Origin of the sequence: Aeromonas sp. sif0611 (assembly GCF_019218845.1) — a bacterium.
GTDB lineage: Bacteria > Pseudomonadota > Gammaproteobacteria > Enterobacterales > Aeromonadaceae > Aeromonas > Aeromonas media.
This window is the reverse complement of record NZ_JAHUWU010000001.1, coordinates 482946-499759: the sequence shown is the minus strand read 5'-3', so window position 1 is coordinate 499759 and position 16814 is coordinate 482946. Positions and strand designations below refer to the sequence as shown.

Sequence of the window (16814 nt, the reverse complement as noted above, 5' to 3'; positions counted from 1 at the left end):
GTGAACAGACGCAATTTCCTCAAATTCGCCTCTGCCAGTGCGCTGGCGGCAGGGGCTGCCGTGCCCGGCACCGCCATGGCGGTGGCCAAGAACAAGCCGCCCATTCCCGGGTCGCTCGGTATGTTGTATGACTCCACCCTCTGCGTCGGCTGTCAGGCCTGCGTGGCGGAGTGTCAGCGTTTGAATGGCAACCCGTCCAATCCGGAGGGAGCCCAGACCTGGTCCACCAACGACAAGCTGACGCCCTACACCAACAACATCATTCAGGTGTGGAAGAGCGGCACGGGCGAGCACAAGGATCAGCTAGTGGATGGCTACGCCTACATCAAGAAGCAGTGCATGCACTGCGTCGATCCCAACTGTGTCTCGGTCTGTCCGGTGCAGGCCCTTACCAAAGATCCCAAGACCGGCATCGTTCACTACAATCCGGACGTCTGCACTGGCTGCCGTTACTGCATGGTGGGCTGCCCGTTCGATGTGCCCAAATATGACTACGACAACCCGCTGGGAGCGATCCACAAGTGCGAGCTCTGCAACCAGAAGGGGCTTGAGCGGATCGATCAGGGCAAACTGCCCGGCTGTGTCGAGGTGTGCCCGACCGGCGCCGTGATTTTCGGCACCCGCGAGGAGCTGATGGCCGAAGCCAAGCGCCGCCTGCTGGCGACCCCGGGCAGTGAATATGCCTACCCACGCCAGACCTTCAGCGCCAACGACCCTTACCTGCACGAGGTGCCCAACTACCAGCCTTACGTCTATGGCGAGAAGGAGGGGGGCGGCACCCAGGTGCTGGTGCTGGCCGGGGTGCCCTACACCAAGCTCGACATGCCCGACTTGCCGGAGCTCTCCTCCGGTGCTCGCTCCGAGCATATCCAGCACACCCTCTACAAGGGGATGGTGCTGCCCATGGTGGTGCTGACCGGTCTTTCTGTGCTCATTCGTCGCAATAGCAAGAAGAACAGTCACGATCACCATCACGATGATGGCCATGAGCAGGGGAGTACTCAGGTAAACGATCAGAGTTCAGCAAAGGGGGGCAAGGATCATGAGTAATCACAAGGCGCATCCTCTCGGCGGCAAGCTGGTCAGCTGGCCGGTGCTGGTGCTGGCCCCCTTTGCCGTGCTGTGCGGCATGTTGATCTTGAAACGCCTCTTCTTCGGGCTGGGTTCGGTCACCGACTTGAACGGGGGTTACCCCTGGGGGTTGTGGATCTCCTTTGACCTGCTGATCGGCACCGGTTTCGCCTGTGGCGGCTGGGCGCTGGCCTGGGCGGTCTATGTGTTCAACCGGGGCGAGTATCACCCGCTGGTGCGACCGGCGCTCTTGGCGAGCCTGTTCGGCTACTCGCTCGGTGGTCTCTCCATCACCATCGACGTGGGCCGTTACTGGAACCTGCCCTACTTCTACCTGCCCGGTCACTTCAACACCTCCTCGGTGCTGTTCGAGACGGCGGTCTGCATGACCATCTATATCGGGGTGATGGCGCTGGAGTTTGCGCCCGTGCTGCTGGAGAAGTTCGGCTGGAAGGCGTCACTCATTCGCCTCAACAAGATCATGTTCTTCGTGCTAGCGCTGGGGGCACTGCTGCCCACCATGCACCAATCCTCCATGGGCTCGTTGATGATCGTCGCGGGGGAGAAGATCCATCCGCTCTGGCAAAGCTACGAGCTGCTGCCGGTCTTCTCGCTTCTGACCGCATTCATCATGGGCTTTTCCATCGTGGTGTTTGAGGGCTCTCTGGTACAGGCGGGACTGGCGGGGCGGGGCCCCAACGAGAAGTCGCTCTTCTACAAGCTGACCCAGGTGATCGACATCTTCCTGATCCTGTTTGTGGCGCTGCGCTTTGCCGAGATCGTCATCAACGACAAGTCGGAGTACCTCTCCCAGTGGAACCGCTTCTCCATCATGTTCTGGAGCGAGATCGCGCTGATGATCTTCCCGCTGCTGGTGTTCCACTGGGACAAGAGCCGCCGGGATTCGCGCATGTTGTTCCTGGGGGCCCTCAGCATGCTGCTGGGCGCCGCCCTCTGGCGACTGGACTACTCCCTGCTCGCCTTCAACCCCGGCAATGGCTACCACTACTTCCCCTCCGCGACGGAAGTGCTGATCTCCTTGGGCTTCGTCGCCATCGAGGTGTGTGCCTATTTGCTGCTGATCCGGCTGCTGCCGGTACTGCCATCACTTGAACGTGTTCACCAAGATTATCAGGCCCGAGGGAAAGCCAACGTATGAGCCAACGTATCACCATAGACCCCATCACCCGCATTGAGGGGCACCTGCGTATCGACTGCGAAATCGAAGGCGGCAAAGTGACCAAAGCCTGGTCGTCCGGCACCATGTGGCGCGGGATGGAGGAGATCGTCAAGGGCTGCGATCCACGCGATGCCTGGATGATAGTGCAGCGCATCTGCGGGGTATGTACCTCCATTCACGCCATCGCCTCGGTGCGGGCGGTGGAGAACGCCATCGGCGCCAAGGTACCGGTCAACGCCCAGTACATCCGCAACCTTATTATCGCGGCCCACAACATCCACGATCACATAGTCCACTTCTATCAGCTCTCCGCGCTGGACTGGGTGGACATCACGGCCGCACTGCAGGCCAATCCGCAAAAAGCGGCCGACCTGCTCAAGGGGGTATCGACCTGGTCCCTCAACAGTGCCGATGAGCTGACCAAGGTGCAGGACAAGATCCGCGCCCTGGTGGCTAGCGGCCAGCTCGGCATCTTTGCCAACGGCTATTGGGGTCACAAGGCGATGAAGCTGAGCGCGGAGGTGAATCTGATCGCCGTGGCCCACTACCTGCAGGCACTGGAGTGTCAGCGCGATGCCAACCGCATCGTCGCCATCCTCGGTGGCAAGACCCCCCACATCCAGAATCTGGCGGTGGGCGGGGTGGCCAACCCCATCAACCTGGATGCGCCGAGCGTGCTCAACCTGGAGCGGCTGCTCTACGTGAAGAGCTTCATCGATCGGCTCGGCGAGTTTATCGAGCAGGTCTACAAGGTGGATGCCGCCATCATAGCTGCCCACTATCCCGAGTGGCTGAACCTGGGGCAGGGGGCCAAGCACTACCTGAGCGTGCCTGAGCTGCCTACCGACGGTGACGGTGGCAGCTTCCTGATGCCCGGTGGCTACATCGAGAATGGCGATCTGGCCGGCTATCGTCCCATCGAGAGCCATCAGGATGCCTGGCTGATGGATGGCATCGCCGAGAGCAACAAGCACGCCTGGTACAAGGATGACGCCCCCCTCAAACCCTGGGAGGGCAAGACCGAGCCCAACTACACCGGCTGGCAGGATGACGGCAAGTACTCCTGGGTCAAATCTCCCACCTTCTACGGCAAGGTGGTGGAGGTGGGGCCGCTTGCCGACTTGCTGGTGAAGCTGGCCGCCAAGCACCCGGAGACGGTGGCGCACTTCGATCAGCTGAACGGCCTCTATAAAACGCTCACCGGTTCAGCCATCAAGACTGAACAGCTGCACTCCACCCTGGGCCGCATCATCGGCCGGGCGGTGCGCTGCTGCGTGCTGAAAGACACCTTGTCTCATCAGTGGAAGGCGCTGGTGGACAACATCGGCAAGGGAGATTTCAGCGCCTACATCAAGACCGAGATCCCGGCGGACAAGGAGTTTCGAGGGGTGGGCTTTGAAGAGGCGCCGCGCGGCATGCTCTCCCACTGGATCGTCATCAAGGGCGGCAAGATCGAGAACTATCAGGCGGTGGTGCCATCGACCTGGAACTCGGGCCCGCGCAACTTCAATGACGAGCCCGGTCCCTACGAGCAGGCGCTGGTGGGCACCCCGGTGGCGGATCCCGCCAAACCGCTGGAGGTGGTGCGCACCATCCATTCGTTCGACCCCTGCATGTCCTGCGCGGTCCACGTGGTGGATACCCAGAATGGCGAAACGACTCAGGTGAAGGTGCTGTGATGAACACCCTGATCCTGGGAGTTGGCAACCTGCTGCTCAGCGACGAGGCGGTGGGCGTGCGCATCGTCGAGGGGCTGGGGCGCGAATACCGTTTCGCTCCCGGCATCGAGCTGCTGGACGGCGGTACCGCCGGTATGGAGCTGCTCGAAGCGATGGCCAGTCGCGACCACATCATTCTGGCGGATGCGGTGCGCAGCGGTAATCCGCCGGGTACCGTGGTGACCCTGAAGGATGAGGAGATCCCGACCCTGTTTGGCCGCAAGATCTCCCCGCACCAGCTGGGGCTGGCGGACGTGCTCTCGGCGCTGCATATGACGGGGGAGTCGCCCAAGCGGCTCACCCTGATCGGGGTCGAGCCCGAATCCCTGGAGCCCCGCATCGGCCTCACCCCCGTGGTGGCGGCTGCCATGGGGGAGGCGACGGATCGGATTTTGACCCTGCTGGCTGCCGTTGGTGCGCCCGCCATTGCGCTCTCTGAGCAGGAGAAAGCTGAACAAGCGCGGGAGGGCCTATGGCGCAGTCCCATTTAAGCGAGCTTGATGCCGTGCAAGAACGCGTGCAGGAGTTTGCCGGTTTTACAAGCGATCCCGCACCTCTGCTGGTATCCCAGTACGAGCGGATCGCTCGCGAAGAGATGCAGGCCCTGCCGTTCTATCACCCGGCCATGCCCATCCTGGTCGAGTGCACCCTGTTTGAAGGGCAGTGGCTTGGCTGCGTGCTCACCCCCTGGATGTTGAGCGTGGTGGTGCTGCCGGGGCCGGATCAGCTCTGGCCGGTGCGCAGCAGTAGCGATCGGCTCGCCCTGCAGCTCCCCTGCGGCAACATGACCTTTATGGTGGGCGAACTGCCCGAGACGGGGCAGTTGCTGGCCTGCTCCCTGATGTCGCCGCTGGATCCGCACCTTGGTGCCGAGGAGGGGCGCTCACTGGTGAGCAGCACCCTCAAGATGCTGCACTCCTTGCCTGTGCAGCAGGGGGAGGGACGTGTCGATCTCGGCTGGCGACGGCTGTTTGGTGCGCGCGGGCGTTAGCCTGCCTGCGTTGGTAAAAAAAGATGGGGCCCTTATCGGCCCCTCATTCGCTTCTATCGGTGCCACCTTTTCTCGCGCTCTCGCGCCCGGTGGCAACAGATGAAAAAGGAATGCTATGACCCTCCGAACGTATGATGCACGCGCCGCCGGGGCTTTGCTGGCCCTACTATTGGGCGCCAGCCCCTTGGCGCAGGCCGCCCTCGCCACTGAGACCACCCCAGTTACCCAGCCGGTGCCAGCCGAACTCAAGCTCGCCATCGGAGCCGAACCCACCGAAGGGTTCGACCCGCTGCTGGGCTGGAGCCACGGCAGCTACCTGCTGCTGCACAGCCCGCTGCTCAAGCAGAACGCGGATCTCGGTTGGCAGAATGTGCTGACCCAGGCGGTGGCCCCGAACCAGGATGGCAAGGGGTGGCTTATCACCCTCAAGCCCGGCCTGAAATTCTCCAACGGCGCGCCGCTCACCGCCGAGGATGTGGCCTTTACCTACAACAGCGCGGCCAAGGGCGGCGGCAAGATCGACATGGGTAACTTTGTCTCTGCCAAGGTGGTCTCGCCCACCGACGTTGCCATCAGCTTGAGCGCCCCCCAGAATACCTTCGTCAACGTGCTGGGATCGCTCGGGATAGTGTCGAAGCAGGATTACGATCCCAAGCGCTATGCCCGCGAGCCGGTCGGCGCGGGCCCTTACCGGCTGGTGAACTTCCTGCCCGGCCAGCAGCTGGTGGTGGAGGCGAACCCCTATTACGCCGGTGGCAACAACGACTTCAAACGGCTGGTGTTTGTCTTTATCGACGAAGAGAGCGCCTACGCCGCCGCCCAGAGCAATCAACTCGATCTGGTGCGCATCGCCCCCTCGCTGGCGCCCACCGTACCCGACACCCTCAAACTTTGGGTGCGTCCGAGTGTGGAGAACCGCGGCATCGTCTTTCCCATTCCGCCAGCGGGCGGCAAGGATGCCAAGGGTTATCCCATCGGAAACGACGTGACTGCCGATGTGGCGGTGCGTCGCGCCATCAACTACGCCATCGACCGCAAGCTGCTGGCCGATCAGCTGCTGGAAGGGCATGCCATCCCTGCCTACAGCGCGGTGGAAGGCTTGCCCTGGTTGAACAAAGCCACCGCCTTCAAGGACGGCGATGCCGCCCATGCCAACGCCCTGCTCGACGAGGCGGGCTGGAAGATGGGTAGCGATGGCATTCGCCACAAGGGCGATCTGCGCGCGGCCTTCACCCTCTGGTACACCAGTGGCGACAGCACTCGCCGGGATCTGGCTGAAGCGGTGCGGGCCATGCTCAAACCCATAGGTCTGGAGGTGAGCCTCAAGTCCGGCAGCTGGGAGCAGGTGGAGCGTGAGATGCACGCCAATCCGGTGCTGATGGGGTGGGGGAGTCTGGATCCCATGGAGCTCTATCACCACTACCAGAGCGGTTCCGCCGGCGTTGAGTTCTACAACCCGGGCTATTACCAGAATCCGGTGGTGGATGGCCACCTCAAGCAGGCGCTGGATGCCCCCGATTGGCAGACGGCCGTACCCTTCTGGCTGCAAGTGGAGTGGGATGGCAAGAGTGGCGCTGGGGTACAGGGGGATGCGGCTTGGGCCTGGCTGCTCAACGTGCAGCACACTTATCTGGCCAACCGCTGCATCGACCTTGGCAAGGGGGCGCCGGAAATTCACGGTAGCTGGTCACTGCTCAACAACCTGCAGGATTGGCGGTGGACGTGCCGCTAAGTTCGTCCACCATGATGACTGCAACACTGAAAGCCCTGCTGCGTTTGGCTGGGCTGCTCTGTCTGGTCTCTGTTGCCACCTTTGTGCTGCTGAGCTATTCCCCAATCGACCCTATCAAGGCCTATATCGGCAACGATCTGCTCCATGTCCCCCCCGAGCAGTACGCCCGCATCGCCGCCCGCTGGGGGCTGGATCAGCCGCTCTGGCTGCGCTACTGGCACTGGTTCACCCAGGTGCTGCGGGGGGATCTCGGCTACTCCATGCTCTACAACGCGCCTGTGAGCGAGGTCATTGGCCAACGCTTTGCCGCCTCCTTCCTGCTGCTGGCGGGCGCATGGCTGCTCTCCGGCTTTTTCGGCATTCTGCTGGGGCTGTGCGCCGGTCGCTATCTCAACCGCTGGCCCGATCGCCTGATCTGCCGCTTTGCCTACCTGCTCGCCTCCTTGCCCACCTTCTGGGTCGGCCTCTTGCTGCTCGCCCTGTTTGCGGTGCACTGGCCGCTACTGCCAGTCTGCTGCGCCTGGACGCCGGGCCTCTCTGCCGATGAGGCGGATTGGACTATGCGAGTGCGCCATCTGCTGTTGCCGGTCACCACGCTCGCCCTGCTCGGGGTAGGCAACATTGCCCTGCATACCCGGGGGCGGGTAGCCGAGGTGCTGGAGAGCGACTTTATCCGCTACGCCCGCGCCCAGGGGGATGGCGGCTGGCCCATGCTGCGTTTTCACGTGCTGCGCCACGCCCTGACCCCGGCGCTCTGCCTGCAGTTTGCCTCGCTGGGTGAGCTGATTGGCGGATCGCTCTTGGCAGAGAAGGTCTTCTCCTACCCGGGGCTCGGGCAGGCGACCGTGGATGCGGGGCTTAGGGGGGATATTCCCCTGCTGATGGGCATAGTGCTCTTCTGCACCCTGTTGGTCTTTTTGGGCAACACGGCGGCGCGGGTGCTGCTGGCCCGCATCAACCGGGGCTGGGAGGGTGTGGATGCTGTTTAATCCGCTTCCCTCCATAGTGCGCCTGGCCGTGGCTCTGATCGGATTGGCGCTGCTGGCCGCTTACGGCTGGAGCTTGTCGGCTCAGGATGTGCCGATGGATCTGCTGGCGCGCCAGCAGCCCCCCTCGCTGATTCACTGGTTCGGTACCGATCAGATGGGGCGGGATCTCTGGCTGCGGGCCTTTCAGGGCACCCTCACCAGTCTGGAGCTGGGTATCAGCACGGCGCTCTGCAGTGGGCTGCTGGCCATGGTGGCGGCGAGCCTCTCGCTGGTTCACCCCAGATGTGATGCGGCGGTGCGGCTGGTGATCGATGCCATGCTGGCGCTGCCCCATATGCTGCTGTTGATCCTGATCTGCTTTACCGCAGGGGGCGGCATGCGCGGGGTGATCCTGGCTGTGGCCCTGACCCACTGGCCCAAGCTGGCGCTCATTCTCTGCGCAGAAGCGCGGCGGATCGCCTGTAGCGACTATGTGGTGCTGGCCCGCTGTCAGGGGATGGGAGCGCTGCGCCGCTGGCGTACCCACCTGCTGCCGGGGCTGTTGCCCCAGTGGTTTATCGGCACCCTGCTGATGTTCCCCCACGCGGTGCTGCACAGCGCGGCGCTGAGCTTCCTCGGCTTTGGCTTGGCGGCCCACGAGGCCTCCCTTGGCCTGCTGCTGGCCGATGCCCTGCGCTATCTGGCCGGGGGCGGCTGGTGGCTGGCCCTCTTCCCCGGCCTGATGCTGCTGACGTTGGTTTTACTGTTTGATCAGGCCACTCGCGCCCTGCAACAACTCTGGTTTGGGAGTGAACAATGCTGAGCTTCGACCATGTGACCATAGAGGCGGCCCACTACTCCTGGCTGGGGCGGCGCAGCTGGCAGCCTTTGCTGACCGATATCAGCCTCCAACTGGCGCCGGGGGAAATCGTGGCGCTGGTGGGGGGGAGCGGCGAGGGCAAGAGCCTACTGCTGCAAAGCGCCTTGACCCTGCTGCCAGACAACCTGCGGATGCGCGGCGCCATCTCCCTTGATGGCACGCCTCTGTGCGATGCCAGCCGAGCCCGTCTGCGCGGTCACACCCTCTGCTATGTGCCGCAGGGGGTGAGCGCCCTCAATCCGCTACTGACGGTGGAGCGCCAACTGGGGCGCGCGGCGCGTCTCTGCGGCCAGAACGGTTCCCGCGAGCGGCTTGGTGAGCAGCTGCTGCGCTACCAGTTGCCCGCTGCCACCTTGGACAGATTCCCGAGCCAGCTCTCCGGTGGTATGGCCAAGCGCATTCTGGCCTGCACCGCGGCCCTTGGCGGCGCTCGCTACATTCTGGCGGACGAGATCACCGCCTGGCTCGATGAAGGACTGGCCTGTCTGCTGCTCGGCCAGTTGCGTGAATTGGCCAATCAGGGCAGCGGTATCCTCTGGGTCACCCACGATCTGGCGCTGGCGGCCCGTTTTGCCGATCGCATCGTGGCGCTGCATCAGGGGCAGGTGAGCGATACCTTGAGTAGCCACCATCTGCGCCAAGGGCTGGGGAGCGAGATGCTCCGTGCCCATTGGCAGGCACTGCCGGAGTTCAACACGCTCTTCTCTGTACCGGAGGTTTCCTGATGTTTGAAGTACGGGATCTCACCATCGCCCAAGGGGAACGCCCCCTCTGGCAGGGGTTGTCGCTGACGGTGAAAGCGGGCGAACGGCTAGGGATATCTGCGCCAAGCGGCCACGGCAAAACCACGCTGGGGCGGGTATTGGCCGGTTGGCAACCGGTTCGGGCTGGCGGGCAGATCCTGCTGGATGGGCAGCCTTTGCCTAAGCAGGTGAAAGGCTACAATCCCATCCAGCTGGTGCCCCAGCACCCCGAACTCACCTTCAATCCCTATCGCACCACTGGCCAGGCGCTGTGGGATGTATGGCGCCCCGATGACACCATGCTGGCCCGCTTTATGGTCAAACCCGAATGGCTCAGTCGCAAGCCGGGTCAGCTCTCCGGTGGCGAGCTGGCACGCATCGCGCTGCTGCGCGCCCTCGATCCCCGCACCCGTCTGCTGATTGCCGACGAGGTGACCGCCCAGCTGGATCCGCAAATTCAGCGCCAGCTCTGGCGGGAGCTGATGATTGAGTGCGAGCAGCGCGGGCTTGGCATGGTGATATTCAGTCACCAGCAGGCGCTGCTGCGCCAGATCTGCCATCGGGTGCTGCGTTTTGGTGAGGTGCCGGGTGCGCAGGAGCAGCTAGCCCGCAGCGTGGCCTGAGGGTTGGTGTTCCCCCTCATCCCCAGCCCTTCTCCCGCAAGGGGAGAAGGGGGCAGACGGTGCCATCTCGCCAGGCTCGGGGTTTGGGAAACAGGGGCTGGTTGTATGCTCGCAGACCCTCTCAGGGGGCGACTATTTCGAGCATATTGCCAGCATCCACGCATAGGTTTCCCTTTCCATGTTGAGACAGAAGAGAAGAATGCGATATCCACGAACCGGTTCCCTCTCCCTGGGGAGAGGGCCAGGGTGAGGGGACGCGAGTGTGGGACGCTGGCCAGTCTGGACAGACAGAACGGCTGGCAAGATTCGCAGATAAAAGAGAGGGAGGCATCAGCCTCCCTCTCTTTTATCTGCCGTTAGCAACGACGTTTAACCGGTTCAGGTTCAAGCACTGGCCAGCCAGTTGAGCCAGGCATCCATCCCTTCGCCAGTGGTAGCGCTGACCTGGATCACCTGGATATAGGGGTTGACCCGTTTGGCGTTCTCGATGCAGCGGGCCACGTCAAAACTGACGTAGGGCAGCAGATCGATCTTGTTGATCACCATCAGCTGGGCGGCGGCGAACATGTCCGGGTACTTGAGGGGCTTCTCTTCCCCCTCGGTGACGGAGAGGATCGCCACCTTGTACTTCTCGCCGAGATCGAAGCTGGCGGGGCAGACCAGATTGCCCACGTTCTCGATAAAGAGGATGCCCCCTTCATTGGCGGGCAGCTGGTGGCAGGCGTCGTGGACCATCTTGGCGTCCAGATGGCAGCCCTTGCCGGTGTTGATCTGCACGGCAGGGACACCGGTGGCACGAATGCGATCCGCATCGGCGCTGGTCTGCTGATCTCCTTCGATCACCGCGCAAGGGCGCTTGTCAGCCAGCTGGCGCAGGGTTTCGCACAGCAAGGTGGTCTTGCCTGAACCCGGGCTCGATACCAGATTGAGAACCAGCTGGGCCGCTTCGTCGAAGTATTCGCGGTTGTGGGCCGCCAGCGCGTTGTTCTTGGCCAGCACATCCATCTCGATGGCGATCAGCTGGCGCTGCCCCATGCCGGGCACTGACAATCCCGCTTCCCCTTTGCCATAGTGCAGATCACCCTGCTCATGCTCATGCTCATGCTCATGCTCATGCTCATGCTCATGCTCATGGCTGTGATCATGGGGATGTGCATGGGAATGGCCGTGGTCATGAGAGTGGGCATGATCATGATGATGGTCATGGGGGTAATCATGGTGGTGCTCGTTTGGGTGATCATGACCCTCGTGGCTCATCGGTGCCCGTACACCATGGTAGTGGTGATGGACATTCCCCTGATGGTGATAGTGGTGGTGAATGATCAGGGTGCGCGGCGCACTCTGCTCGTGGTCATGATGGTGATGCGCGTCATGAGCATGATGATGGTCGTGCTTATGGCCATGTTCATGGTGATGTTCATGTTCGTGATGATGCTCATGATCGTGCTCATGGCCGGCGATCCGCGCCTGGCCGCATCCGCATACGCTACACATATCAACTTACCTCGATGTCGGTGATGCGCAGGCTATCACCCTGCGCGACTCGTAATTTGTACCCGCCACACTCGGGACAGGCCTGCCCGCGCTCGGTGAGGGTGACCGTCTGGTTGCAGTCGTAACACCAGGCTTCTGCCGCCTGGTGCTGAAAGTGGAGCTGAGCCCCTTCGACGGCAGTGCCCTTGGCGGCCGCCTCGAAACAGAAGGCAATGGTGTCCGGGTCGACGCAGGAGAAGCTGCCGACCTCGAGCCAGAGGGCGGTCACCTTGTTAAAGCCCCGCTGGGTGGCCTGTTCGGCCGCCAGATCGATGGCAGCCATGGCCAGAGACATTTCGTGCATGGTGGCTCCTTAACCGATATGGGGAGGAGCAGTGACTCCTCCCCCTAATTGGGAAAACGGCATATGGGTGAACGGCATGGCCGCTCAACAGATCCGCGGCAGCAGCTCCCCTTGCGGTAGCTCCAGATAACGGCGGCTGCCCCAGGGGTTGTTCAAGATCACCTTGTGGCGATCGCTTGCCTGCACCACGCCGATCTGACTGGCGGCGGGGTTGAATTGCCGCAAGATGCCCAGTGCGTCCTGCGCCTGTTCCGTAGGCAGGGCCAGCACCATGGTCCCCTCGTTGGCGAGATCATGGGGCTCGAAACCGTAGAGCTCGCACAGGCCGCGCACTGGGTCGCACACCGGAATGGCGGACTCCTCCAGCTCGATGGCAACGCCGGAGGCGCTGCTCCACTCGTTGAGCACGGCGGCAAGGCCGCCACGGGTGGCGTCGCGCAGGGCGTGAGGGGTAATGCCCGCCTGCAGCAGCGCTTCTACCTGTGGCCAGAGGGTAGTGCAGTCGCTCTTGAGATCAGATCCCAGTTGCAGGGCGTCGCGGGCCATCAGGATGCAGGCGCCGTGGCTGCCGATATCCCGCGACACCAGAATGGCGTCACTGGCTTTGAGGTTGCGTACCGAGATGCCCCGGCTCTGCTCAGGCAGCGGGAAGGTGCCGACCCCGCTGGTGTTGATAAAGATCTTGTCGGCTGCCCCCTTGGGCACCACCTTGGTGTCGCCGCAAACGATGCGGGCACCGCTGTTGGCAAGCTCCGCCGCCATCGACTCGACGATGCGGGCCAGATCGGCGTAGGGGAACCCCTCTTCGATGATAAAGCTGGCGCTCAGATACTCGGGCTTGGCCCCCATCATGGCGAGATCATTGACCGTGCCGGCGATGGCCAGCTTGCCGATATCGCCCCCCTCGAAGAAGAGCGGCGAGACGGTAAAGCTGTCGGTGGTGAAGGCAACGGGGCCCTCTACCGGCAGCAGGGCGGCATCTTCCCCGCGCAGCAGGATCTCGTTGCCAAAGTGGCGAAAGAAGAGCTGGTTGATCAGCTGGTTCATCTCCACGCCGCCGCCGCCGTGGCTAAGTTGGATTTCTCTCATCGTGATTGGATCTCCACAAGGTTGCCGAAGCAGACTGATTCATCTCCACTCATCACCCGACCGCCGTGGCTTAACTGAATTTCTCTCATTGGATCCCCATATATCGGTAGTAGGCATTGCATGCCCCTTCGGAGCTGACCATGCAGCTGCCCATGGGCTGGGTCGGGGTGCAACCCCGGCCAAAGACTTTGCACTGGTTCGGCTTGGCCAAGCCGCGCAGGATATCGGCGCACTGGCACGCCTTGTGGTCATCGATGGGAGTCTGATCAAGCTGGAAGTGGCGCTCCGCATCGCGCTTGGCGAAGGTATCCCGCAGGCGCAGGGCGGAGGCGCTGATATCCCCAAGGCCTCGCCAGCGAAAGTGCTCGCGGGTCTCGAAAAAGCGCTCGACCAGCCGCTGAGCGGCTTTATTGCCGCTGGCGGTGACCGCGCGGCTGTACTGCACCTCCAGCGCGTAGCGACCCTCTACCTTCTGGCGCACCATCATCAAGAGCGCCTCCATCACATCCACCGGCTCGAAGCCGCTCACCACCACCGGCACCTGATAACGATCGACGATGGGCAGGTAGATATCGGCGCCGGTAATGACGCTGACGTGGGAGGGGCCGATAAAGGCGTTCACCTTGGCAACCCCGTCGGCCATCACCGCGTGAATGGCAGGGGGCACCAGCACATGGTTGATATGAAACAGCAGGTTATCGATCCCTTGATCTTCAGCGGCAGCTAAAAGCGCGGCAGTCATTGGGGTAGAGGTTTCGAAGCCGATGGCGAAGAAGACCACGGTTTTGTCCGGGTTCTCGCGGGCGATGCGCAGGGCATCGAGGGGGTCATAGACGGGGCGGATATCGCTCCCCTTGGCGCGCTGTTGGGCCAGCGTGCCTTGGGAGCCCGGCACCCGGATCATGTCCCCCAGAGTGACCAGAATGACGTTGGGTTTATGCGCCAGCTCGATGGCCTGATCAATGCGCTCTTTGGGCATGATGCAGACCGGGCAGCCGGGGCCGTGGACGAACTCTATGCTGGCCGGCAGCAGCTGGTGCAGGCCGTACTTCATGATGGTGTGGGTATGGCCGCCACACACCTCCATCACCCGCAGCGGCTCGGGCAGATCCTTTGCCAATTCGGTAATTTGGGCGGCGAGGGCACGGATCACCTCGGGCTGGCGAAAGCCCTGAAAGAGATCATTCAAGGTCAGCATGGCAAGATATCCTGGTTGGGCATCAGGGCCACCATCTGGCGGAAGCTCTCTAGGCTGGCCTGCGCCTCCTCTTCGTCAATCTTGCTCATCACAAAGCCGATGTGGAGCAGCACATAATCGCCAATGTTGAGAGGCTCTTCGAGCAGCATGCAGCTGACGCGTCGCTGCACCCCCAGGGTATCGACGGTGACGCAGTTATCTTCGGGGTGCAGTTGCACCACCTGAGAGGGGATGGATAGACACATGGATTTCAGGACTCCGACAAGGTGGCACAACCGGCTGTGGCAGGCTGGTGCGTGGCAAGATGGTGGATGGCAAACCAGAGCTGACCTGCGGCGATGCCACCGTCATTGAGCGGCAGGGTTTCGCTGGTCAATACCTGCCGGCCGGTCGCTTCGAGTGCGGGCACAAGCTGATCCATCAGCACCCGGTTTTGAAAGACGCCGCCCCCGAGCGCCACCGGATAGCCGGGGAAGCGCTCGGCCAGGGCAACCACCAGCTTGCTGATGGCGTGGATAAAACCGGCGGCCAGGCTGGCGGTGGAGGTACCTTGGCGCCGCTCGTTGATGAGGGCATTGAGCAGCTCGGTCCACTCGATATGCAGTAGCCCCTCCGCTGATTGGCTGAGATCAAAGGCGAGGGGGAAGGGCGTTTCATCGGGAAGCAGCTGCAAGGCGGATGCCTCCAGCAGGAGCCCCGCTTCGCCCTCGTAATCCGGGGTATCGATCACCCCCAAGAGCGCCGCCACCGCATCGAACAGCCGCCCGATGGAGCTGGTGTAAGGGGCGTTGCGACCCAAGCGCCAGAGCTGATGCAGATTGCTGATCCGCTCAGGCGGCAACTTGTTGATCAACGGAATATCGAGGGCGCTGATCGCCTCCACGCCATAGGATTCGAACAGCAGCCCCAGCAGCTGGCGCACCGGTTCGCGAATCGCCGCCTCGCCGCCAATAAGCTTGAAGGGCTGGAGGTGGGCAACGCGCTCAAATCCCTGAACGTTTGCGATCAGCAGCTCGCCGCCCCAGAGGGTGCCGTCATCCCCAAGGCCGGTGCCATCGAAGGCAACCCCCAGCACCGGGCCCGTGATGTCATGTTCGGCCATCACCCCCAGCAGATGGGCGTGATGGTGCTGCACTTCAAGGTGGGTTGCCCCCTGATTCTGGCAATAGCTTTTGGCCCACTGGTGGCTGAGGTAGCCTGGGTGTCGGTCCGAGACCAGCAGTTGGGGTTTGAGATCGTAGAGATCGCGAAAGGTGGCCAGGGTCTGCTCGAAGTGACCCTGCATCGGCAGGCTGTGCAGATCGCCGATATAGGGGCTGTAGATGCGCTGACGACCGAAGGCCAGCGCCAGCTGGTTCTTCTGCTGCGCCCCGACCGCCAGCAGCGGCACCTTGACCGCCTCTTGCAGGCTGGGGGTGCAGGGGGCATAGCCCCGGGCGAGGCGCAACGTCTGGCGCCGCCCGCCCGCCCACTGCACCAGACTGTCGTCGCACGGGTGCAGGATGGGGCGGTTGTGATCCAGGATGCCGTCAATCTCGCCCCCGAGTTCCCTGACCACCGGCTTGCACTCGATAAGGATCGGGCTGCCGCGACCATTGGCGCTGGTGGCCACCAGCGGGATGGCGCAGGCATCCAGCAACAGCTGGTGGAGCGGGGTATAGGGGAGCATGACCCCAAGGTAGGGGATGCCGGGGGCGATCCCCTCGGCCAGCGGCGCGGTTGTCAGTAGGGATTCTGACGGCAGATCATCGTTTTTGCGCTTGCGCAGCAAGGTGATGGGTCTGGCCTGAGAGGCGAGCAGCGTCCACTCAGCCTCGCAGCCGGTGACATGCAATTTGGCCTCGGCAAGGGAGCCCATCATCACCGCCAGCGGCTTGCGCGCGCGCCGCTTGAGCGTTCGTAATCTGGCGACACTCTGTTCATTGCGGGCATCACATATCAGGTGATAGCCCCCCATTCCCTTGACCGCAATCAGCGCCCCCGCTTGCAGGGCGCGGGCAGCCATTTGCAGGGCATTCTCACGCTCGGCCAGCACATCGCCATTGCCGCTGCGCCAGCTGAGGTGTGGCCCGCACTCGGGGCAGCTCACCGGTTGTGCGTGGTAGCGCCGATCCAGCGGATCTTCATAGGCCGCCGCGCAGCGCGGGCACATGGCAAAGCCCGCCATGGCGGTATGGGGGCGATCGTAGGGGAGGCGGCGGATGATGGTGTAGCGCGGGCCGCAGTGGGTGCAGTTGGTAAAGGGGTAGTGGTGATGGCGATCCGCGGGGTTGGCCACGTCCGTGGCACACGCCTCACACATTCCCTGATCCGGCGAGATGGCGACCGTAGCCGCGCTTTGCTGCTGGCTCGCTTTAATTCGAAACTGGCTATGAAGTTGGCCATCGAAGTCGGGATCATGAGCGCAGGGCAGTTCCCGTTCGCTGAAATGATCGATTCGGCTTAAGGGAGGCGCCAATTCCCGCAGTTCGCGGGCAAAGCTGGCCAGCTGCTCGGGGGAACCCTCGGCGCCGATAGTGACGCCGTTGGCATCGTTCAAGACATAACCGGCAAGGCCGTGGCGCAGCGCCAGCCCATAGACGAAGGGGCGAAAGCCCACCCCCTGTACGATACCGTCGATATGAAATTCGCGGCGCAGCCGGGAAAATGTCGGGGTTTGGGCCGTCATGACGCCACCCTGAGGGGTGCGGGTGCTCTTCCTTGATAACAAGGGGGCAGAGGGCCCTCCCCGACGACAAGAGGGCAGGGGAGGGCCGGCCATCCGGCGATCATCCTGGGGAATGT

Annotated in this window: 17 protein-coding genes; 11 read left to right on the top strand and 6 right to left on the bottom strand. The window is 62.9% G+C overall.

The genetic code is table 11. The annotated features are described in order from the left end of the window. From hybA to KW824_RS02125, 10 genes are all read left to right on the top strand, one after another. Positions 1-1050 (top strand): hydrogenase 2 operon protein HybA, encoded by a 1050-nt coding sequence (gene hybA, locus KW824_RS02170; protein WP_218408756.1) that lies wholly within the window; start codon positions 1-3, stop codon positions 1048-1050. Beyond that, positions 1043-2230 (top strand): Ni/Fe-hydrogenase cytochrome b subunit, encoded by a 1188-nt coding sequence (gene hybB, locus KW824_RS02165; RefSeq protein WP_218408755.1) that lies wholly within the window; start codon positions 1043-1045, stop codon positions 2228-2230. The genes hybA and hybB overlap by 8 nt, the downstream gene beginning before the upstream one ends. Continuing rightward, positions 2227-3930, top strand: coding sequence for a hydrogenase 2 large subunit (hybC, locus tag KW824_RS02160; protein WP_218408754.1), 1704 nt, complete (start codon positions 2227-2229; stop codon positions 3928-3930). Before hybB ends, hybC begins: the two co-directional genes overlap by 4 nt. Then, positions 3930-4460 carry a HyaD/HybD family hydrogenase maturation endopeptidase gene (locus KW824_RS02155; protein ID WP_182785669.1) on the top strand — a complete coding sequence of 177 codons (531 nt, stop codon included), beginning with the start codon at positions 3930-3932 and terminating at the stop codon, positions 4458-4460. Before hybC ends, KW824_RS02155 begins: the two co-directional genes overlap by 1 nt. Continuing rightward, the gene (hybE, locus tag KW824_RS02150; RefSeq protein ID WP_218408753.1) at positions 4442-4960 is read left to right on the top strand and encodes a hydrogenase-2 assembly chaperone; all 519 of its coding nucleotides are present in this window, start codon (positions 4442-4444) and stop codon (positions 4958-4960) included. Before KW824_RS02155 ends, hybE begins: the two co-directional genes overlap by 19 nt. Positions 4961-5075: 115 nt before the next feature. Beyond that, on the top strand, positions 5076-6692 hold the full coding sequence (locus tag KW824_RS02145) for an ABC transporter substrate-binding protein (RefSeq protein WP_218408752.1): 1617 nt from the start codon (positions 5076-5078) through the stop codon (positions 6690-6692). Next, positions 6677-7681: an ABC transporter permease gene (locus tag KW824_RS02140; RefSeq protein ID WP_371316569.1), complete on the top strand. Its 1005-nt coding sequence runs from the start codon at positions 6677-6679 to the stop codon at positions 7679-7681. Before KW824_RS02145 ends, KW824_RS02140 begins: the two co-directional genes overlap by 16 nt. After that, positions 7671-8483 (top strand): ABC transporter permease, encoded by an 813-nt coding sequence (locus KW824_RS02135; protein ID WP_218408750.1) that lies wholly within the window; start codon positions 7671-7673, stop codon positions 8481-8483. The genes KW824_RS02140 and KW824_RS02135 overlap by 11 nt, the downstream gene beginning before the upstream one ends. Next, entirely contained in the window at positions 8477-9265 is a 789-nt protein-coding gene (locus KW824_RS02130; protein ID WP_218408749.1) for an ATP-binding cassette domain-containing protein, read from the top strand. Before KW824_RS02135 ends, KW824_RS02130 begins: the two co-directional genes overlap by 7 nt. After that, positions 9265-9906 (top strand): ATP-binding cassette domain-containing protein, encoded by a 642-nt coding sequence (locus KW824_RS02125; protein ID WP_218408748.1) that lies wholly within the window; start codon positions 9265-9267, stop codon positions 9904-9906. The genes KW824_RS02130 and KW824_RS02125 overlap by 1 nt, the downstream gene beginning before the upstream one ends. Positions 9907-10290: 384 nt before the next feature. Here KW824_RS02125 and hypB read toward each other — a convergent pair whose 3' ends face one another. Then, a complete protein-coding gene (gene hypB / locus KW824_RS02120) occupies positions 10291-11163 on the bottom strand; it encodes a hydrogenase nickel incorporation protein HypB (RefSeq protein ID WP_218408747.1) in 873 nt (290 codons plus the stop codon). Between hypB and KW824_RS20925 the strand changes: the two genes are divergently transcribed. Next, entirely contained in the window at positions 11050-11424 is a 375-nt protein-coding gene (locus KW824_RS20925; RefSeq protein ID WP_256351226.1) for a hypothetical protein, read from the top strand. The genes hypB and KW824_RS20925 overlap by 114 nt on opposite strands. Here KW824_RS20925 and hypA read toward each other — a convergent pair. From hypA to hypF, 5 genes are all read right to left on the bottom strand, one after another. Next, positions 11402-11743 (bottom strand): hydrogenase maturation nickel metallochaperone HypA, encoded by a 342-nt coding sequence (gene hypA / locus KW824_RS02110; protein ID WP_005301911.1) that lies wholly within the window; start codon positions 11741-11743, stop codon positions 11402-11404. The two genes, KW824_RS20925 and hypA, sit on opposite strands and share 23 nt — an antisense overlap. 84 nt (positions 11744-11827) lie before the next feature. Continuing rightward, positions 11828-12832: a hydrogenase expression/formation protein HypE gene (gene hypE / locus KW824_RS02105; RefSeq protein ID WP_218408745.1), complete on the bottom strand. Its 1005-nt coding sequence runs from the start codon at positions 12830-12832 to the stop codon at positions 11828-11830. An 85-nt stretch (positions 12833-12917) separates the two neighbouring features. After that, positions 12918-14030: a hydrogenase formation protein HypD gene (hypD, locus tag KW824_RS02100; protein WP_218408744.1), complete on the bottom strand. Its 1113-nt coding sequence runs from the start codon at positions 14028-14030 to the stop codon at positions 12918-12920. Further along, positions 14024-14275 carry a HypC/HybG/HupF family hydrogenase formation chaperone gene (locus KW824_RS02095; protein WP_043133618.1) on the bottom strand — a complete coding sequence of 84 codons (252 nt, stop codon included), beginning with the start codon at positions 14273-14275 and terminating at the stop codon, positions 14024-14026. The genes hypD and KW824_RS02095 overlap by 7 nt, the downstream gene beginning before the upstream one ends. Before the next feature lie 5 nt (positions 14276-14280). After that, positions 14281-16698, bottom strand: coding sequence for a carbamoyltransferase HypF (gene hypF, locus KW824_RS02090; protein WP_218408743.1), 2418 nt, complete (start codon positions 16696-16698; stop codon positions 14281-14283). Positions 16699-16814 lie beyond the last annotated feature (116 nt).